Here is a 23057-nt window from a genome sequence, read left to right as displayed (position 1 = left end):
TTAGACGTGGCGTGCCAGGCACACGACGCCTGTTATAACGCTCATGGCTTATCGGGAGGGCCGATGGATGTCTCCAGACCCCCTACAACGGCAGCATAGACATCCACTACCCCCAAACCTGGCCGTAATTGACTCTGGCCGCCCTAATTGGGGGATTCCGCTCCTAGGGATGCTGAGGTAAGCTATGGCGGTTTCCAGTGGAGATCGCGAGAAAAATGAAGAACATCTTAGCTGTTGTGGGTTTCGTTGCCTGCTTGGGTTTCGGGATAGTCGTTTTTGGTATGATGTCGAACGCATCATCCTCTGATTCGTCAGCAGGTTCGACCGAGGCGACGGAGACGAAGGCCGACTCGCCGTACACGGTTGAGGTAGCGGACAAGAGATATACCGGTAAGACAGTGAGTAATGTCGGTGCTGCTATCTTGGGTTTCGGTGATGCACCATTCCTGTCGACCGGCTACAGCATGGAGCGTCCGGACGGAAAATTCATTGTGGTCAAAGTGGCGGTCACGAACTATCAGCGCGACGCCATAACTATGGACAACAATCTGTTCAAGCTCTTATCCCCAGATGGGGTAGAGTACAGCTCATCGTCTAAGAGTATGAGTGTTCCCGCGGGAATGAATCTCTTCCTGGCCAGTCTGAACCCGGGCATTACCAAGGTCGGCATCATCGTGTTTGATGTGCCCCCAACCCTCGATTTGAGGAATCTCACGCTTCAGTTCCGAGGTGGCATGACTGGTTCTGAGGCCTCTATGCCGCTGCGCGTTGTAGCCTCGGATATGGAGCCGGTTAAGTCGGAGCCTGTGCCCGAGCCGGTACAGAGCCAGCCGCAGACCGGATCACAAGCCGAACAGGTGGGCGATCCGCCGACTACTCCGAACGCGCCTGCCGGGACCGAAGGGATATCTCCACAGCAACGTGTCGAGACGGATCAGCAACCGCAACAGCCACCAGCAGATCCCGCGCAGCCCCAGAACTGAGGCCAAGGCAGCGTGGCGCTCACTGGCGCACCTGCCCCGCCACCATCTCATCCTTGATCGCCCTTTCCAGGGCAGCGCAAAACTCGGCGTGCGACAAATGATCCTGCGACCCTCAGAGAGCGAGTTACTCGCCGCGCTGCCGCGCCTTTGATCGACGCTTTCTTGCAGAAGAAGTTACGGTTAAAGCCCGCGATAGGCGCGAGCACGGTAAGCTGCGGGGTCATCATGGATCATTTGGACCTCTTCTGGGAGCTGGTTGCTCCTACTAATGGGGTCCGGTATTCCACTTCGTTTGATCTACCTGGATTCCGATCAGTAGCGGATGATCCCGGTAAAAATCGAAGTGGAAGAAAAAACTAACTACGAAATCCCTCCTGTAGAACGTGCTTTTTTTTACTGGGTTTTGCCCGGTAAACCGGCTCCGCCTGGGAATTAGCCCTTAGCGGCGGTTGAAAAGCCCCTAAATCAGATGAGGAGATTAGATGACAACCAAACTTTCACCGTCGGAGCGCCTGTCTGTGGCACGGGATCGTGCATGCGCATCCGTAGTTGCTGCTTGACCTTCCTGCAGCTTCTTTCGCATGCGTTTGCGGATCGTGATGCGCCGCACAGCATAAGACCCATTCCCGTTCTTCCCGCTGATATGCGTGAAGCCGAGGAAGTCGAAGGTCTCTGGCTTGCCTTTCCGCTGCAAATCCTCCTCACGTAGCGATCGATTGCGCTGGCGGCCCACCAGCGGCCATGTTTCAGAACGGTGCTTGGAACCGCACATACCCGCAAATCGAAATCTTCGACGACCAATTTGTGGATGAAAATGTGTGCTCCGGCCTAGATGTAGCTTCCGAACACCGGCAGAATCTGCATGAGCTGATTCTGGGCGCGCAAGGTGTGGCACTGCATTCCCGTGTTACCGCTGCGGTCGAGGCTATCGAAAACGTCAACGGAAGAATTAGGAACGCCTCTAACGCGATTCCGGCGACGGAACGTAATGGACTCACAGTTGACGATTTCTGCAATCTTCCCGACCGGGTTGATATAGATGACGCGATCCTCGCAGAGGAAAGACTTCTCGCCGCGAATCGTCAGTCAGAAACCATACGGACGACAGCGACGTTTGATTCGTTCCGTTTGCCTGAGATAGACATTGAACGGATCGAGGTAATCTTAGCCAATAATCTGGCCGCTCTGGAGATGGGCGCACTTGCGCGGGTACAGGAGCACATCTCCACGATTGACCCTGGTGGCGAACAGTGGATCGCGACAGGAATGGGATTCGTGTCGGAGACGGAACGGAGTGATTGTCCCTTCTGTGCGCAACCCCTAAACACCTCTCCGGTAATTGAGTCCTATCGTGGGTATTTCAGCGAAGAATATGGGCGGTTAAAGAGCGAGATTGCAGAGCTTCTGCGCTTCTTGGAGCGGCAGCATGGAGGGGACGGGCGAGCGGCTTTCGAGCGAAGTGTGAGGGTGGCGCAGGAGCGGAAACAATTCTGGCAAGAGTTCATACCAACGCCGGAGTTCGCTCTCGATACGGTTGCGCTTGCGAATAGCTGGCAGATGGCGTACGAGTTGGTGCAAGCCTTGGTCGAACGGAAGCAGGGTGCTCCTCTGGAGGCAATAGCATTGCCAGATGAAGCTGTCCGATCTATTCGCAACCATGCTGAAAATGCACAAATGCTCCGAGATTTAGATACCCAGATTACCGAAGCAAATACGCAGATCGCGCTGGTTCGAGAGCGCCTTGAACGGCTGATCGCCGCGCCATCGAGTCCAACCTAGCTCGTTTGCGAGCAACCCGGAGCAGACACCTCCACCTGGAGTTTATGACGCATCGCAATGATAGATTTCACAAGCGAATAGCTCCGACTCGATTCGCAGAGCTGCTGAATGAAAGGGCAATCGATCTTTAGAGTAGAGATCGGCAAACCGTGTGAGATTGCACTTTCCTCTTCTGCATTCTTGAGATACTATTTCGCATTGCTTCCGTGGAACTATTTTCATTCGGGAACGGATTTCTATTTCTGCCGATATCGTCGTCAATGCTTGGGCCGGATACTACGTCGCTCTGTGGCTACACTTCCAGGGGTCTGTATTTGCCCCATTGTCGCTATCACGCAAGATCGCATCGTACTTGAAAGGTTGCTGATGAGCTCAACCAATGGCTACACACCACCGAATGAGATGCCGCCAGCACCGATACACCAAGTGCTCGTCGGTCAAAACGCTCTTGTAACCGGCTCGAGCAAAGGTCTAGGTCAGGCAATGGCGATCGGTTTTGCGCGTGCCGGTGCAGACGTTCTCGTCAATTACAGCACTGATCTTGCGGGTGCAGAGGAGACCGTAAGGATCATCGAAGGCATTGGCAGACGCGCGACAATGTTCAAAGCAAATGTCTCCCACGAAGATGAAGTGCAGGCCATGTTTCAACACATGTTTGACACTTTCGGAAGATTGGACATATGTGTTCCGAATGCCGCGATTCAACTGAACGCGCGGGTGGATGAGATGACGCTCCATCAATGGCAGGAGGTCATCAACGTCAATCTCACCGGAATGTTTCTGTGTGCCCGCGAATCCATCCGGGCATTCAAACGGCAGGGCATCGACCGGTCGATATCCTACGCCTGCGGAAAACTTATCTTCATCAGCTCCGTTCATGACATCATTCCCTGGGAAGGACATGCAAATTACGCCGCTGCGAAGGGAGGCCTCATGCTTTTCATGAAAAGCCTCGCGCAAGAGGTTGCTCACCTTCGCATCCGTGTCAACTCGATCTCTCCCGGAGCGATACGGACCCCCATGAATGTCGAAAAGCTCACAACACCTGAGCAGTTCCAATCGACGCTCCTTAACTTGATTCCATCCAAGCGCATTGGAGAACCTGAAGACGTATCGCGACTAGCCGTATGGCTCGCATCGGACGAGTCAGACTATGTGCAAGGTACAACCGTTTATGTCGACGGCGGCATGACGCTCTATCCAGGTTTCATCGGGGCCGGATGATAGATTGTTTCGACTTGAAAGGAAAGGTAAACTCAGTTGCCAGATCAGGAACGGCTACACAGGATGCGAGTGGCAATGGAGGCAGCGCAGCTCGACGCGCTCGTTCTTCGACTGCCAGAGAATGTTCTTCTGCTTAGTGGATTCTGGCCGATGATTGGCGCAGCGTTTCTGGTGTTTCCTCTTAGCGGAGAGTCCGTCTGTATCATTCCTGACTGCTATCGGAACGAGGCGCTCTCTGCTCTACGTTCTACCGAGCCTATCTTTTTCCCGTACGGCCTCACGGATTCACCTCCGCCAAATGACGCCGTGCGAAAGATCGCGAGCAGCCTCACGAACGCGTCATCATGGCGGAAGATCGGCTATGAGGCGGACTTCGAGGCGATAGCCCCTTCGTGGAACAGCGCCGAATCTCTCGTTCCCGCCGGCGCGACTGTCTCACTGTTGCGCTCTGCCTTTTCTTCTGCGGAAATCACTGATGTATCCGGTCTTCTGAAGAAGCAGCGTCGTACCAAAACAGATTTTGAAATCTCTCGCCTTGAGATCGCCAGCGAGATATCGGCGATCGGGCTGGAAGCCTTTCAGAATGCGGTCGATGTTGGCAAGACAGGGGTAGAGCTGGCGGCGGAAGTGGAGCATCAAGTCATGGTCCGCGGTACCGGATACCGCGGGGCCGTGCGCGTGCGTGCCTATGCCCAGGTCACCGTGGGGACAGAAGAGACAGCCGTCGCGTATCGGCCTAACATCATTTCGACGAAACGCCAGATGCAGCCCGGAGAAATCGCATTGCTTGAGCTGGGTCTGGTGGCCGATGGCTTTTGGGCCGATCGTACCCGTGTTCGGATCGCGGGCAAACCGAGCGAGGCGCAACGGGATTTCTTCGCTGGGGTCGTCCACGCGCAGGAAGCCGCGATCGCGAAGATCAGGCCCGGCGTAGCCGCCTCAGAGGTAGACCAAGCTGCGCGCTCCGCAATCCGGTCTGCCGGTTACGGAAGCTTCTTCCCCCACATCACAGGTCACGGTCTCGGCTTCGGGTATCACGAATCCTCGCCAATCCTTGGGCCACAATCTCAAGACGTATTGGAAGTGGGTATGCTGACTTCCGTAGAGCCCGGAATCTACGACAGATCCTTTGGAGGCATGCGTATTGAGGATGACGTCCTGGTCACCTCCACGGGTGCCAGAGTTTTAGGTCCGTATCAAAAATCTCTGGTTTGACCCTCATGAGACCCTTCGCGTCTTTTTTAGAGGCAATCGAGAGGGGCCTTTTGTCGAAAAAGTTCCCATCAGAAAATGAAAGCAGAAAATGTCGGATCGGGACTTGATAGAGCTAAAGAACCCTTGCCAACAGTTTGACGTCTCACTATATTCACTCTTGTCAAGTCCTTTGAAATTAGTTCCCGGAAGAACTAGACGCGATTTGAATAAACCGTACCCAGGCTTCTGTGTCTATGAATTGATCGAAATGGATTCTCAAGGATGGAATAAATGTCTGTTGGTCAACTGGAGCCGCTGAATTTTGTAAGCGGTAAATGGACGCCGGGAAGAGCTACCGAAACACTTGAGGTTTTCAATCCGGCAACCATGAGTGTCCTCGCGCAGTTCACCGGCGCAATCGAACAGGATGTGGACGAAGCAGTAAAAGCAGCCACGAAAGCCTTTCCCGATTGGCGCCGTACCCCGCCCCAAAGTCGCATTCAGTTTCTCTTCAGATTCAAAACGTTGCTTGAAGCGCATGCGAGTGAGATCGCGCAGATCACTACTCAGGAAAATGGAAAGACCCTTGCTGAGGCTCGTGCGGAACTGCAGCGCGGTATTGAAAATATCGAAGTAGCCTGCGGTGTTCCCGTCATGATGCAGGGCTACAACCTCGAAGATGTCGCAAGCGGCATTGACGAGATGATGATACGCCAGCCATTGGGAGTCACCGCGGCGATCACTCCGTTCAACTTCCCGGCGATGATTCCTCTGTGGTTTCTCCCCTATGCAATTGCATGCGGGAATACGTTCATCCTCAAACCATCAGAACGCGTTCCGCTCACTGCCCGTTTTCTGATCAGTCTTCTTCAGGAGACCGGAATCCCCGAGGGTGTCGTTGGTATGGTCGTGGGCGGCAAGCCTGCCGTGGATGCTCTCCTTCACCATCCTGACGTGAGGGCGGTAAGTTTCGTCGGTTCTACCCCAGTCGCACGATATGTCTTTGCGGAAGGTTCTGCGAACGGTAAACGTGTGCAGTGCCAAGGGGGGGCCAAAAATCACGTCGTCGTTATGCCCGATGCGGATATTGATATGTCCGCGAGAATTGTCAGTGACAGCGCCTTCGGCTGCGCCGGCCAGCGCTGCCTTGCCGTCTCCGTCGCGATCACGGTAGGTGAAGCCGCTAAGCCCTTTACCGACAAAATTTCCGAACTTGCATCAAGCCTAAAGGTTGGCAATGGACTTGACGCAGGAGTTCAGATGGGCCCCGTCATTTCTCCCGCCAGCAGGGAACGTATTGAGAGTCTTATCCATACGGGTCTGGAGGGGAGCGGCAAACTCGTTCTCGACGGCCGGCGTAACGAGAGCTCAAGCGAGCCGAGTTCGTTTCTCGATCCGACCATCCTCAGCGACATCGAGAGCAGCAGCAAACTTACCGATACCGAAATCTTCGGACCGGTACTCTCGATGAAGTCGGCCTCTGACCTCGACGAAGCAATTGCGATTCTCTCGAAAAGCAGATTCGGGAACGCTGCGTCGATCTTCACATCGAACGGCAATTATGCACGCAAATTCCGATACGAAGTCGCGGCCGGAAACATTGGGGTCAACATTGGGGTAGCGGCCCCCATGGCGTACTTTCCGTTCAGCGGCTGGAAGGACAGCTTTCTTGGAGTCCAACATGGCCAGGGCCACGACGCTATCGACTTCTATACCGATAAGAAAGTCGTTATCGAGCGTTGGCCGAAGGAATGGTCTCGGAAATTTTAGGAGTTAGTGTCAGGAGTGCTGATTTCGGCTCGAACACTTCCGGAAGGTTGATAAAAACCTGCGAATGAAAGCTCTAGTGAAATACGCATCAGGTGAAGGCAATGTCGGCATAAGAGATGTCGCCGAACCCACTTGTGGCGATCGCAACGTCAAGGTAGAGATCGCCTTTTGCGGTGTATGTGGCACCGATATTCATGTGTTGCATGACACCTTCCGCAATTTCCCTCCCGTAACCCTCGGACATGAATTTGCTGGAACAGTGGTTGAAGTTGGGAAGGATGTTAAAGACGTTCAGATCGGTGAACGAATCGCGGGTTTGGGCGCGACGGCTGTAACGTGCGGCCAGTGCAGATACTGCAGGTCTGGCTACTTCATCTTCTGTTCCAATCGCCGAGGCATGGGACATGGCGTGAATGGTGCGTTTACCCGTTATGTCCTATTGCGGCCCGATCAGCTGTTCCGTATTCCGGAGAACTTCACGCTTGAGGAGGCGGCAATGAGCGAGCCTTTCGCCGCCGCCGTACAAGCTGTAACGGAGATTTCCCGGGTCAGGGCTGGTGATACGGTGCTTATCTCTGGCCCTGGACCTATAGGCCTGCTCTGCCTGAAACTCCTGGTAGCGCAAGGCATTAAGACTATCGTTGTAGGCGCGCCCGGTGATGACGATCGCCTCGATGCTGCGAAACGCTTCGGGGCTGCGCAAATCGTCAATCTGCGCAGCGAGAGGCTGCAGGATGCAATCAACGAATACACGAAGGGCGAAGGAGTCGACGTCGCCTTCGAATGCGCAGGTGTCGCGGGCTCAGTGAAGGGCTGTCTCGAATCGTTGCGCCCGCAGGGTCAGCATGTTCAGGTGGCGATCTGTGGCCAAGAGATTCAGTTCCCTATCGACAACATCTTCTATAAGCAACTCACCATGTCGGGCTCCGTCTGCTACACAGCCAATACCTGGGATCGCATGATGAAGATCTATGCCACCGGCGAGATCAGCCTCAGAGAGATGATCAGCGTCAAGCTCCCAATCTCCGATTGGGAGCTTGCATTCGAGCTCTGTATAACAAAGAAGGCCTTAAAGGTGCTGATGTATCCAGAATAGTACCTGCACCCCCATTCCTATGCTCGCTACGTAACTCGACTTAGTTTCGAAAAGGACAATAATGAGCAGCGCTACTGAAACACCTGTTGCCTACAAGAGTCCTCTGCATGAGATGACGCAGAGAACCTCTACCGTTTTGTGGAATGATTCCGCGACACTCAATGAGCTTACATATTCCATTGAGCATGGAGCGGTTGGAGCGACGTGTAATCCAGTAATCGTACTCGAAGCACTGAAGCGTGAGCCCCACCTGTGGAATGATCACATAAGGAAGCTAGCAGTCGAGATGCCTACGGCGACTGAAGACCAGATTGGGTGGAAACTTGTTGAGGACATCTCAGCCACTCGCGCGAAGCTGTTGCTGCCTATTTTTGAAAAGTACAAAGGCAAGAATGGCCGCCTTTCCATTCAGACCGATCCGCGTTTCTATCGTGATCCCAAGGCGCTTGTAGAACAAGCTTTGCACTTCGACACACTCGGCCCCAACATGATCGTGAAGATCCCGGTCACGGAGGCAGGAATCTCGGCTATCGAGGAGACAACCTATGCGGGTGTCACGATTAACGCTACTGCCTGTTTCACACTTCCCCAATGCATCGCCGTAGCTGAGGCGGTCGAGCGTGGACTGTCTCGACGAGAGAAACAGGGGAAGGACATCTCTACCATGGGCCCGGTCTGCACCATTATGGTCGGCCGTCTGGACGACTGGCTAAAGGTTGTCGCTGAAAAAAAGAACATCACTCTGGACCCCGGATCTCTTGAGTGGGCTGGTGTGGCGGTCTTTAAGAAAGCTTACGAACTCTTCCAAGAACGTAAATATCGAATAAGACTGTTGTCAGCTGCCTTCCGCAATCATATGCATTGGAGCGAATTCATCGGCGGTGATGTTGTCATCTCTCCGCCTTATAAGTGGCAGGTTCGGTTCAATTCCAGCGACGTCCCCGTGATCCCTCGTATAGACAAGCCTGTCGATCCCGAGATTGTCGAGGTTCTGCTCAAAAAGCTCGAGGATTTTGGTCGCGCATTCAATGATGGCGGTCTCGCCGCCAGTGAGTTCGATAGCTTCGGTCCTACCATGCGCACTGTACGTCAATTTCTTGAGGCAGGTCAGGAATTGGCTGTCCGGGTTCGCGACATCATGCTGCCGAACCCCGATGCGTTGCTTTAAGCCATCTTGCTGTTCCCTGTTCTCTATAGGGCTGTCTCCGGCAGCCCTTGACGGGCAGTGGTGCTAATATGAGGCACGATGAAGAGCAAATCGCCAGCAAAACAACAGGAGCCTTCGAGAAAACTAGATAAGTATTGGGTGCCCATTGTGGCTAAAACCCTTGATCTTCTGGACTGCTTTAATTCTGTCAACGAAGCGCTGACCCTTGAAGAAGTTGTCCGGCGGACAGGCATACCGCACACAAGTGCTTTCCGCATCCTCCACACACTCGTCGTTCGAGACTATCTGAGCCAGTCCGGGCGGCAGTACCGGCTTAGCCGTCTGCGAAAGAAAATAAAGGTCGGTTTCGCAAACCTGTCGACCCACGTTCACCTCGCCGTAGAGATTCAAACAAGTCTGGAAAAAGCCGCAACGGCGGCAGGCGTCGCTCTCGTCGTCTGGGACAACGACCGCAATGCTGACACTGCCATTCGAAATGCAGAAATGATGGTCGCCGAAAAGGTGGATTTGGCTATCGAGTTCCAGATCTTCGAGCATGTTGCTCCGGTAATCTCCGATATCTTTGCCCGCGCCGGGATACCACTCATCTCCCTGGTCAATCCCCATCACGGAACGGTCTACTTTGGTGTCAACAACTATCGGGCGGGCCTGACAGCTGGCTTGGCACTCGCGGACCATGCGATCAGTCACTGGAAAGGCAAAGTTGATGCTGTTGTCCTTTTAGAGTCCCCTCTCGCCGGCAGAACGACGCAAAGCCGGAGCGTTGGCGTTCAAAAGGGAATGGAGGAGCGACTGAACAAACTTCCGGAAAACGTAGTTCACCACCTCGACGGAGGTGGGGACAGAGCGATCTCCAAGACGGCTCTCTCCACTTTTCTGAAGACCATGCGTCCTGCCAGTAGGATTCTTGTCGCAGGAATCAACGATGAAAGTGCCCTCGGCGCCGTCGATGCAGTCAACGCGAATAAGGGGGCTCGCCAAATTGCTATTGTCGGCTTTGGTGGGAGTTCCGACATTCTGGAAATCCTGAAAGATCCTAAAGGTCCATGTATTGGTGTGGTCTCGTTCCATGCCGAGCGCTATGGACCCGAACTCTTAAATTTCGCATTGCCCATCGTACAGGGGCGTTCGGCTCCCACAGGTCACTATGTACCGCACAAACTGATCAGTCGTGCTCCGGCGAAGTGATTCCTCACTGGAATCTGGGTCGCCGTGACGTAGCCGCCGAATTTCGGCGGCTACTTTTTGCTTCGCCAGAGTTTCAATTAGCAGGAGGCTTCCTGTGAACACAAGTACGGCTTGACAAGCTCAAACCGCGAAGGTATACACGTACGTGATCAGCACTTGAAAGAAGTTCTTTTGGGAACTTAGGCGCGACGGTACGCTCAATCACATGCCAGCGGGATCATTGCTACCTAATTCGCCGGGTATTCGGTTGAAACAAATCTGTGTAAGTAAGGCGCTTTCAAGCAACGACATCGGAGAAATCGCAGCTCCTCGACAGGAACGTCCGATGTAACGCAGAGAAAAGGAGTAACAATGAAGGGTTTCTCGTTAGTATTTTCCATCTTTCTGGGCATCATCCTTGCACTTCACCTCTCAATGAACGGTAAGGTCGGCGCATCCATCGGCAATCCGCGTGTCGGTAACGCTCTGTTCTGGTGTATCGGTGCGCTTACGGCTGTCCTTATCGGCGCCACGGGGTGGCAATCCAATGCTTTCACCGGATTGAAAGGGGTCAACCCTTGGCTCCTAACAGCCGGTGCATTAGGAGCGTGTCTTGTCTTTGCGATCGCGTGGCTACTGCCCGATGTAGGCGCACGGGCAATGTTCATTAGCCTGATTGCGGGTCAGGTCCTAGGTGGCATGATTATCTCTCACTTCGGTTGGCTAGGGTCTCCCGTACAGCGCATCACCCCTCAAAATTGCATCGGCGCTGCCATCATGCTTGCCGGTGTTGCTTTGGCGACATACAGCAAATAGACAGCGCATCATCTTCTCGTTACGCGCAGGGATAACAATGCATAAAACATTGCTAGGTACCACCGGGCTTCGAGTAAGCGCGTTGGCTATGGGCACAGACGTGCTTGGAAGTAAAATCGACCAGGCTACGACCTTCGCACTGCTTGATTACTACTTCAGCGAAGGCGGCAACTTCATCGACACTGGAAACTTTTATGCAAGCTGGCTTCCGGGCTGTCACGGGGGCGAGAGCGAGACGGTGATCGGCGCCTGGATGAAGGCACGCACTAATCGTGACCAGATCGTTCTCTCTTCTAAGCTTGCCTTTGACTATCCCGGTTGTGCCGGCGGACTTACCGCCTTGGAGATCGAACGTGAATGCGAAAAAAGCCTCAAACGCCTCCAAACGGATCGACTCGATCTGTACTATGCGCATCGCGATGATCGAGACGTGCCTCAGGAGGAGACCATGGGCACCTTTGACCGCTTGATACAGGCAGGCAAAGTACGAGCGCTCGGGGCCAGCAACGTCGCGGTCTGGCGCATCGCTGCAGCTAACACAATTGCGAAGGCTCAGAGCCTCACCCCCTACAGCGTGGTACAGCAGCGATACACCTATCTTCGTCCGCGGCACGGTGCTGACTTTGGGCCACAGATCGTCATCAGTCGAGAGCTCAAGGATTTCGCCCTTACAGAAAACGTCGCTCTTGTTGCTTATTCTGTGCTGTTGCAAGGTGCATACAGCCGCGCCGAAAGAGACCTTCCCGTTCAGTTCGCAGGCCAAGAATCCAACGAGCGCCTCAACGTTTTGATAGAAGTCGGTAAGGAGATCGGTCGCAGCGTGAATCAGGTTATCATCGCCTGGATGCGACAGAGTAAGCCTGCGGTTCTTCCCATTATTGCGGGAAGCAAGATAGATCAGCTAAAAGAAAATATTGCCGCTTGCGGCCTCACCCTGACCGAAGAACAGATGTACAAGCTCGATACGGCTGGAAATCCAACCGATAAACAGGGATGGATACAGCCGACCTAATACCTATTCCCTCTCAGAAATGGGCAACGCAACGTTATAAAGTAATCCAGGATTGCTGCTTAGAACTTTCCAGTACGGCGTCAACCAAAGCCAACTGGCGCAGACCGTCTTCAAACGTCGGATACTCGATCGGTGCCCCTGGATCTTCCACAGTGCGGTAGAACCTTCGGAACGTTTGCTTGAAGGTGGCGTCGTATCCTTCGCTGTGTCCCCCCGGAAGATCGGAATAGCTCCGTGCAGCTTCTGGGAAGATCATAGAATCCTTGATGAGTAGCTCGCTCGCCCTTTTCCTGTGACCAATCCAGAGCTCCTCGGGTCGCTCTCCATCCCAAACGGCCGATGCTTGCGTGCCGTATATCTCGAGGTACAGCCTGTTCTTCCGCCCCGCGGATACCTGGCTTGTTGTCATAGATCCACGTATCACACCGCCCATCTTGAAGATCATTGATCCAAAGTCCTCCGTATCGATGGAAACTTCTTCCACGTCCTTTGAACGTTCCAGATTCTTTCCTTTGAAAGTATCGACAGATTGTTTTGGTCTTTTACGTGTCTTGATGAATGTCTGAAGGTCAGCGCACAGTGATGTGATTCTATGGCCGGTCACATGTTCCGCCAGATCGCACCAGTGAGTACCTATATCAGCGAACGTACGTGAGCTCCCTGAATTGACTCTCCAATTCCAGTCAGTGTCGAAGAGCAACCAGTCCTGGGAGTAGGCTCCCTGGACAATCTGGATATCTCCCAGTTCGCCATTCTCCACCATTCGGCGCAGGTTCTGGAGTTGAGGGTAGCTTCGAATGTTGTATAGCGTGCAGTTCGCGAGGCCGGTCCTTTTAGCAAGTGCTACCATTTCGCGCGCTTCATCCACCGTAGAAGCGAGCGGCTTCTCGCAGATTACATGCTTGCCGTGCTCCAACGAACGCATCGTCATCTCGTAGTGAAGGGCATTCGGGGAGCAGATGTGAACGGACTTGATCTCGTCATCTTCAAGCAACTCACGATAATCCCCGGTTGAGCGTTCGATGCCCACTTCATTAGCGAATGCCCTGGCACGCTCGGCGGTCGAACCCGCTACACCAATTACTTCAATATTTCCCAAGCGTCGCAGTGATTCGGTATGTACGCGTCCCATGAAGCCGGTGCCAAAGATTGCCACTTTTATCTTTTCCAAGCTGATCCTGTCCCTTCCCAATCGCACTCAGGCGAGCTTATTCCATCGTGTTACGGTTTGGCCCAGCACGGGATCATCTTGTTCACGATAGCTCAAAAATCTCCTGAAGTACGGAGCAGCAATGTGAGTATCTAGGGCAGCCTGATCCGCAAACTGTTCGTAGAACATGAACTTCCTCTCATCTTCCGGATCACGGTGTAGTTCATAGGCCAAGCACCCGACTTCCAATCGAGTGGGCGCCACTAGCGCACGCAACTCTCGAGCTAGGTCTTCCTGACGCCCATCTCTTGCTTCAATATGTACATTCAGAACGATCGTATCCACCATCGAATATTCCTCCTCAGGACCGTTGCTTTTCACATCCACCGAAAGCCCCCACCTCAAACCCGCGGATCCGGGACTTCCTTGTGCGGTGACAAATGACAGAAATACACCCGATTCTTATTCACAAAGCCTGTACTTGCGGAAGCAGTGTTATCCGACACGAACCACCTTGCAGCTGCACACCCCCTAAAGCGCCCGGATCGAGTGTTTTTGCAGTAAACTCGCATAGTTCCGATAAGAACTTGGGAATGGCCTGAAGTCATCTCCAAGCACTCGGAAGCAGCTCTAAAAAGAGATAATCTCCACTCTGGTGGCTGTCAAGCAAAGAAGAATAAGCTGTAGTTCCCAATAGAACTTAATACCCGCAAGAGCCACCACTTCGGAGCTCCTTTGAAGCTCGCTCCGTATAGAATTCTTCTGCCACATCGCAGTGCAGCTTGACGTTTCCCTGTGAGGTAATTGTGCGGCTTTTCGCTTCGTGTGTTCTCGTTTCAACCTGCTTGACATCCGCAATGGCGTCGACGGTCCGCGTTGCTGTCACAGGAACTACCAAAAGTGTGTACGTGGAGGAAGGTCCAATCTTCGGCTACAGCTCCTACCAACATATTCCGGATGGCACACCATTCACTCTGGTCTACACCTTTGATGACCATAAAGGACGAGAGAGAATCCTAGCCTCCTATAACGGGCTCATCACCGAATCCGAAATAGCAAACACCACACTGGATTCGCCTGGCACCAATGCAGTACTCCAAATTGGGGATGCGACATGGGAATTTGGAATGTCGACTCTCTCCAACGCAAAGCTCAATACATCTCGCACGGAGAAACGCTATGAGCTAAGCTACGCAACGCCTGCACGAGACAATCATATCGCTGTAGTTATTCAGCCGATGAAGGATGCGTTCTGGCCTGCCAATGCCGATTGGAGAGCAAGTTTTATGGCGACATCGCTGATGGGGAAAACCGGGGAATTCTCGGCGGACAACGGTCGCGTCGCAGCAAAGGGCCACTTGCTTCCTTCAACACTCACGATCAGCGGTATCGACGTAGCTGGGCAATGGCTGAGCTATACAAAGATTGCAGGCGACCCAGAATCTTCGCATCGGCGCTTAAGATGGCATCTCGCGCAGCCCTCCCGCGATGGCGGCTACATCGTAGAAGAAATAACTCGAACGTTTATTGGAATCCCCTCTGCTGGATCAGCCACCATTTCGACCAAAGAAAGATACTGGACGGCATTGAAGGTCCCCGCTCAATCAAGCGAGGCGACAGATGCAATGAAATTGTATGAAGAAGGGGTCCCCAGTACGGGCGGGGGGACTGAGACCATCAACGCCACCGCTCGGTTTTATGAAGGCCTTGTACTTCCACAAGAATTTTCAGTTGGCGGAAGTCCAAATGCAGGCTCGGTGCCGTCTTCGACCATCGACCCCCATTTAGGAACAAGTCACGCTACACTTCCTATACTCTTCGAGGACATCTTGCCATGATTCCGGCCATCTATTTCGGCGCTCTGAGGCTAAAGTTGCCTTGCCGATGCACGGGAGTGGCAGCCATCGGACTGGAACAACACATGCTGCCTTCTCGAGATAGCGATACCGATCTTTATGGAGCCGTCTAATCGCAATCCCAGTTCACAATGTGGTTTCACTAGCCGTTCTTGCGCTTACGCTGGCCTTCCTTCCTATAGCGGCAAGGTCTCAGACAGCTGCGGATACTGCCGGCCAACAGGAAGGCATGAGCCAGACATCACAAGCGCCGTCAGCACATGGTGGATCCTCTGGATCTGCAACGGGGGATGCTCGACCACCTACCCTGGACGATCAACACCGGCCGATTACAGCTGGTGGTTTTGTGAAATCCGGTCCTATCCTATTCGAAGATAACGCGGCTAAAGCGGGTCTATCGTCATGGACACATAGAATGGGCACACCGGATAAACAGCTCATCCTAGAGTCAATTGGTTCAGGCGTTGCCCTTTTGGACTTCGACAATGACGGTTGGCTGGACATCTATCTCGTCAATGGCTCTACTCTCGACGCACTCGCTGGCAAGGAAGCCCCACCACAGGCTGCTCTCTTTCATAACAATCATGACGGCACCTTTTCTAACGTGGCCTCTAAAGCGGGAATAACGAACGACCGATGGGGATTTGGAGCTGTCGCCGGAGACTTTGACAATGATGGCTGGACAGATGTTTACGTATCCAACTATGGCAAAAATCGACTCTATAGAAATAACCATGACGGTACCTTCACGGACATTGCTGAGAAGGCCGGCGTTGCAGTTGATGGTTGGTCTACGGGATCAACCTGGGGCGACTATGACGGTGACGGCAAACTCGATCTTTTCGTCCCGGGATACATCCATGTCGCGAGTGTTGGACTAGGCACAAAGCCAGGCAGCCGAACCTCCCATATTGCTTTCTGCACATTCCGTGGCATCGATGTCATGTGTGGTCCTCGTGGCCTTAAGGGAGAACCCGATCATCTTTTTCACAACAACGGTGATGGAACCTTCACGGATACCAGCGCTAAAGCGGGCGTTGCCGATGCTCCTGGATATTATGGGTTGGCTTCCCTTTTTATCGATGTCAACAATGATGGCAAGCCGGATCTTCTTGTCGCCGACGACTCTACCCCCAATTATCTCTACATCAATAAGGGCGATGGTACATTCGAGGATTCCTCTTTTGTAAGCGGCTATGCTCTCAATGAAAGTGGCGCTGAAACCGCTTCCATGGGCATTGGCGTTGGAGACCTCAACCACAGCGGCAATATCGACATCTATCACACCACTTTTTCTGACGACTATAACCCTCTCTACCTGAATGACGGTCATGGCAACTTCAGCGATGTTGCGCATCAGTTTGGTATCGCAGAGGCTACCATTCCCTTCCTTGGCTGGGGTAACGCCTTCTTCGACTACGATAACGATGGCTGGCTGGATCTCATGGTAGTTAACGGACATGTCTATCCCCAAGTCGATCATCAGAACTGGGGTACGACCTGGGCACAAAAGCCGCTACTCTTTCATAACGATCGTGGATCGTTGCGTCTTGTCCCGTCAGTAGAAGGAAGTGGTCTCGCAAAGATCGCAAGTTCACGCGGCATGGCCTATGGCGATTTATTCAACAATGGAAAGATAGATGTCGTCATCAATAACATGGACGTCACACCATCTCTTTTGGTCAATGTCGCAGATGCTCCGGCGAACGGCGGAGGCCAGTCTGCCGCACTGTCCACGACCTCTCACTGGATAACCCTCTGCCTGACGGGGGGTCCGAGGTCTCCTCATGATGCGATCGGATCCAGAGTTTATGTCACAGCCAATGGATTTCGCCAGCGCGCCGATCTGATCAGCGGAGGCAGCTTCGAATCTAATCCAGACCCCCGATTGCACTTTGGGCTGGGAAGCGCCACTAAGATCGACGCTATTGAGATTCGCTGGCCTGACGGCGCGACCCAGCAAGTTGCTCCGCCTACCGTGCTTGACACGTTCTATACGGTAGTCGAGGGGAAGCCAGCACAGGCGATCTTACCTTGAAAGCAATGCGATAACAGCATCCAAGGCAGGTTAGAGGAATCCTAGAAAGTGTAATACTCGTACCTGATCTTCCAGGATGCTTCGCTACCAGAGTCGATCGAGAAGTCAATGAAAGGCTCTGCCGCTAACACCGACCGGATCGACCATAGGGCCATCTTCGAGAGGGGATGATCGCCGGATATGACAAGCCCCGCTCTCACGTTCTTGTCTTCAATCCGAACATTGTAATCAGCAGAGGTAGTCCCAAACCCTTCGATCCCTGTAAACACTCGATCTTTTCCATGCAGCGTTTTCAGAAACACAATCTGATTGGAATGCGCTTCGATGAGATCTTTATTTTTACCTTCCTCGATTGTGGCATTGAAAGGGAGAGTTATCGTATAAGCGGGGCCGGGGGACTCATTCTCGAGCACGAGGAAGTTATGATTGTAGGTGTTCCCTCTGATTGGAAGCCTTCCTATATTCTTCAGAGTGTGCTCGATTACCATCTCAGGCTGCCCCTTGGTGAGTCTTAGAGTTTTTGTATAGATGTAGCCGTACCCTGAAGAAGGGTCCTCGACTTCCTGTCGGAACTCGATAAAGCCTTGTCCCCTCTTTACAGTCCTTCGCCCACCATCTACCAGTTGGTACATGCGGAAAGCACCGTATTTTTCATCGTCGGGTTTCAGAAGGACTCCGACACCGATCTTGATGAAGTGACCTCCGCTCTTCGCCTCATCGAAACCCAGCGCTGGTGCGAATTCTTCAACAGGACCTGTAATTGCACTGCAAGGGCCAGCTACGATGTCGGAACCGTCATAGACAAAGTCTTTGATATTAGGGTCAGTCCTTGAGAACCACGGACCATAGTAGCTGCGCCCCGCATAGCGCAAATCTGCGACAACACCCGCCCAATCGAATCGGGTTCCGCGATAGAAGCCTTTTTCAGCGTCAGGTAGATAGACACGCAAGTTTAAAATTCCGTTAGTGATTTCAGCTTGAGGAGGAGCAGACCACGCTCGGGAAGCTGACATTAATAAAGCAACGAGGCCCACCAATAACTTTTGACGCATAAAGCCCTGTACTCCTCAGTCAAACCTGATAGCGGCTCATAAAACCGCTATAACATCCCGGATCTATTGAGTCTTTGAAGGACTTGGCAAACTCGTGGAAGGCGCTAGCGTCGGTGTCGACGGATCTACGTTGCCCGTTGCTGCCCATTCCGTCGCCCGACTCAATAAATCCAAAAATCCCGGTTGGCTCATTGCCAAGAGGTCATGCCCGAGTACCGTCATCACGACCCTCCCCTGGCCATAGGGAACCGTCCAGACCACTGGTTCATCCTTGCCTGTTCCCTTTTCGGAAACCGGAAGGTCACGCGCGGTAGCGAGCACATGAGCATTGGGCTTCAGTTGGATTTTGTGATAGAGCTCGTCGTTAGCGACGAAGGTGGGCGGCAATCCATGGCTAACAGGATGCTCCTGATCTATCCATTGGACGACAAAGACGTGGCGCTTTGCATGCCCAATATCGTCAATCGGCCAAGTCATGCCCAGCATGTCAGAGTATGCAGCCCAGGCCTCTCCTTCCATCCGACGCGGTTCCTTGGCACTTCCACCAGCTTGACCAAAGAATGGGCCGTAGGTTACACCGTGAATGCCCACCATGCCATGACCGGATTTAATAAATTCCTCTACTGCATGCTCAGTCACTTCCCCCCACCGAGGTCCATAGTAGTAGTTCACCAGCACGTCATAGTTTGCCAGGGTCGCCGCCGTTATACCCACGACTTCCTCTTCAAGCTTGACATCGAACCGGCCAGTGTTCATCAAGGCACCTTGGAGAAAGGGTGCGGTGCCTTGCCAGGGGTGAGACCAGTCTGAGCTACCAGTAAGAATGAGCACGCGAATCTTTTTCCCGGGAGCAGTAGATCCCTGCTGGGCGCTTAGTGGATTAAGAGCAGTCACAAATAACACCAGCAAGCAATGATAGATAAGCTTTTTCACTTTCACTCCGCCTCTTGAGATTTGAATCTGCCGTTCAAGACTAACCAGTGCTGTGAGTTCGCATCCCTCGTCTTCGGATACGATGGCAAATTACGTAGGTTCATAATCAGACGTTTAAAATGCAAGGCCACGTTTTCAATTTGTTCCCAAATGAACTTATTTCTTCTAGCCGGTTATGTACCCGACCCTACTCCGTTCTGTAAAAGCCTGTCAAGGATTCTGTTGTCAAAAGTGACGATTCAATAAGGAACTAAACTTACCGTTGACTTACAAAGTAAAATTTGCTGACAAGCAGCCTGGCTTTACCAAGGCTGAGAGGAGGTCTAAATCTCGAACGGCAAAGCTAAAGAGGATCGACTAACCTTTAGTTTTTATTCGCACCCGAACTCACCTGATCGGGAATTCTGATCCAATGATTTATCATCACCGGTCTCAACGGTTGACCTGCGGTATCAAAATTGAAAGCTTTTGTTGGCTCTACATTCATATGACAGCCAACACAGTTATCGGCGATCTTTGCTCCCATCGTCTTTGACATACCGCAGTTCTCCACTTGGTGACAGGTTAAACACCGGGACGAATACCACGAGGGCTCATGTTCCTGAGCATGAGTGTCATGACATGTCGAACAGTTCATTGTCGGTGATGAGGCGTAACATCGACTCTTTTTTAACAGGCCGACTTGATTTCCATGCACATCAGGGTGTTCTGCAGCATCCCGGGGGTTCGGATGGAGGTATCGATCGAGCCGTTCACCGGGGACGAAGGAAAATGCAGGAATCTTTTCTTCTGCCTGATTGCCGTTGTGGCAAAGTGCACAGATATCAACCTGCCGATCGCGGGAGAGCCTCGAAGGATTGACAATGTTTTCTTCGATAGCTCCGGTCCGCGGTCCGGCCGAGACATGCAAATTGACATGTTCCTTGCCAGAACCATGGCACCGCTCGCAGGTGATTCCAAACACAAGACTGTCCTTCTGATAACGATTTGCTGAAATATCGCTGGAATCCTGCTGGATAAAACTGGCATGGCACTCCATACAACGAGGAGTTATAGGACGGGCAAAGTTCATCGTGCCGTTTTTGTAGCCCGGACTGTTAATCCACCGATGGCCTTCCGACCAATAACTTACGGGCAGTTCATATAGCTGACTTCCATGCCAGTATAGGTAGGTCTGCCCGCGCTTCCCAGACCCAATGACGATATCGATTGCTTCGCTTCTTGTACGTAACTGATCAGGCCAGCCGGCCACTGCAGTCTGATAGTGATTGCCGTTCTTCTCTTCCATCTTAAAGTAGAGGCCGGGGGAATCCTCAGCCTTAGCTGGGTCCGCGATCATCAATATATTCGAGCCGTCTAGGCCGAACGAGCCGAGGATGCTCGATTTGCTGCTCGTCTGGGATGTTTTGGGATGAGCGGTCGTCGTATACGTGGCCTTATCTTTGTGGCACTCCAGGCAAACGTCATCCGCAATGTGGTCGGCCTGCTGCCCTCGCCTATTCTCAACCGAGCCGACTGCATTCGCCTGCACGATGGCATTCCCTGGAGACTGCACGCCAGTTCGAAGAATGGGACAATATAGCCCGACCGCCACTAAGATCAGTGCGCCACCACCCGCTCGAACCATCTTGCCGATTCCTCTTTATCGATACGTCGCGTCAAGCCCGAAAGGTGGGCAAACTCGAAAGTTTATTCAGTCACAAATAACTCAAGGTTGATCAGGATTTGATGGAATGCCTAGACGTAGTTGCTCGAATCTGATCGCATCTTCGCGTTGCGTTCGGTTAAGCGAACTTGCCTGGGCGGCCATTTGTCGGGCTTTGTCTACATCTCCCGTTCGTTCATATGTTCGGCTCAACTGGTAAAAGGATGTTGCATGATGCGGGTTTATACGGAGAACGCGATTAAACTCATCCTGCGCATCGATCCATTGATGGCGCTGCATATATAGCATGCCCAACTGATAATGCGGTTCCACCACATCTGGCCCTAATTGCTCTGCATTTGTTAGGGCCTCTAACGCCTGCTCCTGCTCCCCCACCTCGAAAGAGACAAGGCCAAGAACGTACTCAAGAGCGAAGTCTTTGCTCACCTTATTACGTCCATCCATCAGAATACTCATAGCCGTTTGGTTATCTGCTTCCTTCATGTAGGTTTGAGCAAGCGCAACATAGCCCAACGCAATGTCTGGATGTTCCAGCAGCGCTTCTTTGAAACTTTCGCGTGCCTTCTCGTAATGGCCCTGCATCATCTCAATCGCACCTATTCGGATCCTCAATACGTAAGGATCAGGCACCAGCGCGAGACCTCGCCGGAGGAGTGCAGATGCTTCGTCGAATCTATTTAGATCGACCATAACCCGCGTGCAATCCAGATAGCGATTCGGGTTGCTATGATCGAGATCAATTGCGTTTCTATATGGCTCGAGAGCCAGGGCAGGCTTGCCTTCAAGGTCATAGGCAGATCCGAGCATACTAAGGATGTTTGCATCTCCTTTGTGCTCGAGAGAGAGCGGCACAAGCAACATCCGAGCATCCTTCGGCCGTTTCGCCTTGAGAAAAGCGCTCGCGAGATTGTACTTGTTCTCCCAGGAGCCTGGTTGCCGCTGTACAAGCTCTTCGAAGAGCGGAACGGCATCGACGTACATCCAATGTTCGGTAAGCAGATTTGCAACCTCATACACTTGGGCGAACGATAAAAGTGATCCGCGACTGAGCAAATGGATGAGATTCAAGGCTTCATCAGGATGGCCAGACTGCAGACAGGTCTTGATTGCCAGCAGTGCGTTCGATGCATCCTTTCCTAAAAGATCCTGTGCCGGGCTGATCTGCAGGATGGCCTCTGTTATTCGAGAAGTGGAAAGATAAAGAATAGCCAGGTAGTAGTGAATGAAGGGGTCCCTGTGATCCAAACTCAGTGCCGTCTTCAGCGGTGCTTCAGCGAGCTCATATTGTCCAGCATTCAGATAATTGAATCCGAGATTCTTGTAGGGGCCTGAAAGTGTAGGGTCCAGACGAGATGCCGCCTGGTACTCTCGATCGGCATCATCGATATCTCCGAGCTTGGTCTCCGTAATTCCAATAAAGTTATGAATGGAAGCATCATTGGGGCGGCCGTGACTAGCCTCCTTCAATTCTCGGAGCGCGGCAGGGTAATCTCCACGTTCAAGCGATAGAATTCCAAGTTGCAACGGTGTAGATTGCCCATATGCGAGAACACAGGCCAGGATCTGGCCTGCACCTACGATCTGGCGGTAATGGATCATCTGTTTAGATTTCCCACGGCGGTCATCCGGTTCTCAGCGTCCGACAGGCTGTCAAGCTTGGCCTTCCGAGAAATGGCGAATTGCTCTTGAGCTGCGATCTTATCTCCAAGATCCCTGTACACAAGGCCTAGCTGGTAATGGGCTAGACCTTGCGGGTCATCCTTAAGGGCCACCCTCAGCACGTCTTCAGCTTTCCTGAAATCCTTCTGTAAGTAGTAGGCTTTGCCTAGTTGCCTTCGTGTCTCCGAAAGGTCTGGATTCAGCTGAATCGCTTTTTCCAGGTAGGGCACGGCGTCCGCCTGTTCCGATCGCCCAAGAAGGATCGAACCCACAGCTGCGTCCGCTTCTGCGTTGCTCGGATTCAATCTAAGCTCCTCAATTAGCTCAGAGAGTGCTTCTTTGTCTTGTCCCATCCTCATAAGGAGATGGCCGACTGAATAATGTACTCCAGGCAGATCGGGTGCAGATGCCGCGACAATCCTGTACTCTGCGAGGGCTTGATCGTCTTTACCGGCATATTCGTATGTTTCGCCTAACAGCTGGTGAGCAGAGTA

General features: G+C 52.7%; 20 protein-coding genes. 12 read left to right on the top strand and 8 right to left on the bottom strand.

The features are described 5' to 3' along the window. Positions 1-215: 215 nt before the first annotated feature. A complete protein-coding gene (locus tag JAO29_RS02635) occupies positions 216-983 on the top strand; it encodes a DUF4352 domain-containing protein (RefSeq protein ID WP_334266627.1) in 768 nt (255 codons plus the stop codon). 478 nt (positions 984-1461) lie between these two features. Here the strand turns inward: JAO29_RS02635 and JAO29_RS02630 are convergent, their stop codons facing one another. After that, complete coding sequence (locus tag JAO29_RS02630; protein ID WP_334266626.1) at positions 1462-1755, bottom strand: hypothetical protein; 294 nt, start codon at positions 1753-1755, stop codon at positions 1462-1464. A gap of 44 nt (positions 1756-1799) precedes the next feature. On the opposite strand from JAO29_RS02630, the gene JAO29_RS02625 reads away from it, so the two are divergent. The 9 genes from JAO29_RS02625 to JAO29_RS02585 all read left to right on the top strand — a co-directional run bounded on the left by JAO29_RS02625 (position 1800) and on the right by JAO29_RS02585 (position 12209). Continuing rightward, positions 1800-2762: a hypothetical protein gene (locus tag JAO29_RS02625; protein WP_334266625.1), complete on the top strand. Its 963-nt coding sequence runs from the start codon at positions 1800-1802 to the stop codon at positions 2760-2762. A 366-nt stretch (positions 2763-3128) separates the two neighbouring features. Beyond that, positions 3129-3986 (top strand): SDR family oxidoreductase, encoded by an 858-nt coding sequence (locus JAO29_RS02620; protein ID WP_334266624.1) that lies wholly within the window; start codon positions 3129-3131, stop codon positions 3984-3986. 63 nt (positions 3987-4049) lie between these two features. Next, positions 4050-5201 carry a Xaa-Pro peptidase family protein gene (locus JAO29_RS02615; protein ID WP_334266623.1) on the top strand — a complete coding sequence of 384 codons (1152 nt, stop codon included), beginning with the start codon at positions 4050-4052 and terminating at the stop codon, positions 5199-5201. 270 nt (positions 5202-5471) lie between these two features. Further along, on the top strand, positions 5472-6950 hold the full coding sequence (locus tag JAO29_RS02610; protein ID WP_334266622.1) for a CoA-acylating methylmalonate-semialdehyde dehydrogenase: 1479 nt from the start codon (positions 5472-5474) through the stop codon (positions 6948-6950). A 64-nt stretch (positions 6951-7014) separates the two neighbouring features. Further along, positions 7015-8046 (top strand): zinc-dependent alcohol dehydrogenase, encoded by a 1032-nt coding sequence (locus JAO29_RS02605; RefSeq protein ID WP_334266621.1) that lies wholly within the window; start codon positions 7015-7017, stop codon positions 8044-8046. 61 nt (positions 8047-8107) lie between these two features. After that, entirely contained in the window at positions 8108-9214 is a 1107-nt protein-coding gene (locus JAO29_RS02600) for a transaldolase family protein (protein ID WP_334266620.1), read from the top strand. Between the two features lie 78 nt (positions 9215-9292). Beyond that, positions 9293-10402, top strand: a complete 1110-nt coding sequence (locus tag JAO29_RS02595) for a substrate-binding domain-containing protein (RefSeq protein ID WP_334266619.1) — start codon at positions 9293-9295, stop codon at positions 10400-10402. A gap of 351 nt (positions 10403-10753) precedes the next feature. Next, the gene (locus tag JAO29_RS02590; RefSeq protein ID WP_334266618.1) at positions 10754-11197 is read left to right on the top strand and encodes a DMT family transporter; all 444 of its coding nucleotides are present in this window, start codon (positions 10754-10756) and stop codon (positions 11195-11197) included. A gap of 37 nt (positions 11198-11234) precedes the next feature. Continuing rightward, the gene (locus tag JAO29_RS02585; protein WP_334266617.1) at positions 11235-12209 is read left to right on the top strand and encodes an aldo/keto reductase; all 975 of its coding nucleotides are present in this window, start codon (positions 11235-11237) and stop codon (positions 12207-12209) included. Between the two features lie 34 nt (positions 12210-12243). Here JAO29_RS02585 and JAO29_RS02580 read toward each other — a convergent pair whose 3' ends face one another. After that, positions 12244-13380 carry a Gfo/Idh/MocA family protein gene (locus JAO29_RS02580; RefSeq protein WP_334266616.1) on the bottom strand — a complete coding sequence of 379 codons (1137 nt, stop codon included), beginning with the start codon at positions 13378-13380 and terminating at the stop codon, positions 12244-12246. 27 nt (positions 13381-13407) lie between these two features. Beyond that, positions 13408-13707 (bottom strand): putative quinol monooxygenase, encoded by a 300-nt coding sequence (locus tag JAO29_RS02575; RefSeq protein WP_334266615.1) that lies wholly within the window; start codon positions 13705-13707, stop codon positions 13408-13410. A 509-nt stretch (positions 13708-14216) separates the two neighbouring features. Between JAO29_RS02575 and JAO29_RS02570 the strand changes: the two genes are divergently transcribed. After that, complete coding sequence (locus JAO29_RS02570; protein WP_334266614.1) at positions 14217-15197, top strand: hypothetical protein; 981 nt, start codon at positions 14217-14219, stop codon at positions 15195-15197. A 433-nt stretch (positions 15198-15630) separates the two neighbouring features. Further along, positions 15631-17253: a CRTAC1 family protein gene (locus JAO29_RS02565; protein WP_334266613.1), complete on the top strand. Its 1623-nt coding sequence runs from the start codon at positions 15631-15633 to the stop codon at positions 17251-17253. A gap of 41 nt (positions 17254-17294) precedes the next feature. On the opposite strand, the gene JAO29_RS02560 is transcribed toward JAO29_RS02565, so the two are convergent. The 5 genes from JAO29_RS02560 to JAO29_RS02540 form a co-directional block, all read right to left on the bottom strand. After that, entirely contained in the window at positions 17295-18305 is a 1011-nt protein-coding gene (locus tag JAO29_RS02560; protein WP_334266612.1) for a hypothetical protein, read from the bottom strand. Between the two features lie 63 nt (positions 18306-18368). After that, positions 18369-19244, bottom strand: coding sequence for a ThuA domain-containing protein (locus tag JAO29_RS02555; RefSeq protein ID WP_334266611.1), 876 nt, complete (start codon positions 19242-19244; stop codon positions 18369-18371). Positions 19245-19602: 358 nt separating this feature from the next. Beyond that, positions 19603-20865, bottom strand: a complete 1263-nt coding sequence (locus tag JAO29_RS02550; RefSeq protein ID WP_334266610.1) for a multiheme c-type cytochrome — start codon at positions 20863-20865, stop codon at positions 19603-19605. A gap of 81 nt (positions 20866-20946) precedes the next feature. Then, positions 20947-22503 carry a tetratricopeptide repeat protein gene (locus JAO29_RS02545; RefSeq protein ID WP_334266609.1) on the bottom strand — a complete coding sequence of 519 codons (1557 nt, stop codon included), beginning with the start codon at positions 22501-22503 and terminating at the stop codon, positions 20947-20949. Then, a partial coding sequence (locus JAO29_RS02540) for a tetratricopeptide repeat protein (RefSeq protein WP_334266608.1) occupies positions 22500-23057 on the bottom strand: 558 nt, incomplete at its 5' end. The genes JAO29_RS02540 and JAO29_RS02545, both read right to left, overlap by 4 nt.

The organism is Edaphobacter sp. HDX4, assembly GCF_036877565.1.
In the GTDB taxonomy this organism is placed as follows: Bacteria; Acidobacteriota; Terriglobia; order Terriglobales; family Acidobacteriaceae; genus Edaphobacter.
This window is presented reverse-complemented; position numbering and strand designations above follow the sequence as displayed.

What these genes read in the sequence shown, in the direction of transcription:
- JAO29_RS02635 (WP_334266627.1), top strand. Translation starts at nt 216, where the DNA reads ATGAAGAACATCTTAGCTGTTGTGGGTTTCGTTGCCTGCTTGGGTTTC.
- JAO29_RS02630 (WP_334266626.1), bottom strand. Translation starts at nt 1,755, where the DNA reads ATGTGCGGTTCCAAGCACCGTTCTGAAACATGGCCGCTGGTGGGCCGC.
- JAO29_RS02620 (WP_334266624.1), top strand. Translation starts at nt 3,129, where the DNA reads ATGAGCTCAACCAATGGCTACACACCACCGAATGAGATGCCGCCAGCA.
- JAO29_RS02615 (WP_334266623.1), top strand. Translation starts at nt 4,050, where the DNA reads ATGCGAGTGGCAATGGAGGCAGCGCAGCTCGACGCGCTCGTTCTTCGA.
- JAO29_RS02610 (WP_334266622.1), top strand. Translation starts at nt 5,472, where the DNA reads ATGTCTGTTGGTCAACTGGAGCCGCTGAATTTTGTAAGCGGTAAATGG.
- JAO29_RS02605 (WP_334266621.1), top strand. Translation starts at nt 7,015, where the DNA reads ATGAAAGCTCTAGTGAAATACGCATCAGGTGAAGGCAATGTCGGCATA.
- JAO29_RS02600 (WP_334266620.1), top strand. Translation starts at nt 8,108, where the DNA reads ATGAGCAGCGCTACTGAAACACCTGTTGCCTACAAGAGTCCTCTGCAT.
- JAO29_RS02595 (WP_334266619.1), top strand. Translation starts at nt 9,293, where the DNA reads ATGAAGAGCAAATCGCCAGCAAAACAACAGGAGCCTTCGAGAAAACTA.
- JAO29_RS02590 (WP_334266618.1), top strand. Translation starts at nt 10,754, where the DNA reads ATGAAGGGTTTCTCGTTAGTATTTTCCATCTTTCTGGGCATCATCCTT.
- JAO29_RS02585 (WP_334266617.1), top strand. Translation starts at nt 11,235, where the DNA reads ATGCATAAAACATTGCTAGGTACCACCGGGCTTCGAGTAAGCGCGTTG.
- JAO29_RS02575 (WP_334266615.1), bottom strand. Translation starts at nt 13,707, where the DNA reads ATGGTGGATACGATCGTTCTGAATGTACATATTGAAGCAAGAGATGGG.
- JAO29_RS02570 (WP_334266614.1), top strand. Translation starts at nt 14,217, where the DNA reads ATGGCGTCGACGGTCCGCGTTGCTGTCACAGGAACTACCAAAAGTGTG.
- JAO29_RS02565 (WP_334266613.1), top strand. Translation starts at nt 15,631, where the DNA reads ATGGGCACACCGGATAAACAGCTCATCCTAGAGTCAATTGGTTCAGGC.
- JAO29_RS02560 (WP_334266612.1), bottom strand. Translation starts at nt 18,305, where the DNA reads ATGCGTCAAAAGTTATTGGTGGGCCTCGTTGCTTTATTAATGTCAGCT.
- JAO29_RS02550 (WP_334266610.1), bottom strand. Translation starts at nt 20,865, where the DNA reads ATGGTTCGAGCGGGTGGTGGCGCACTGATCTTAGTGGCGGTCGGGCTA.
- JAO29_RS02545 (WP_334266609.1), bottom strand. Translation starts at nt 22,503, where the DNA reads ATGATCCATTACCGCCAGATCGTAGGTGCAGGCCAGATCCTGGCCTGT.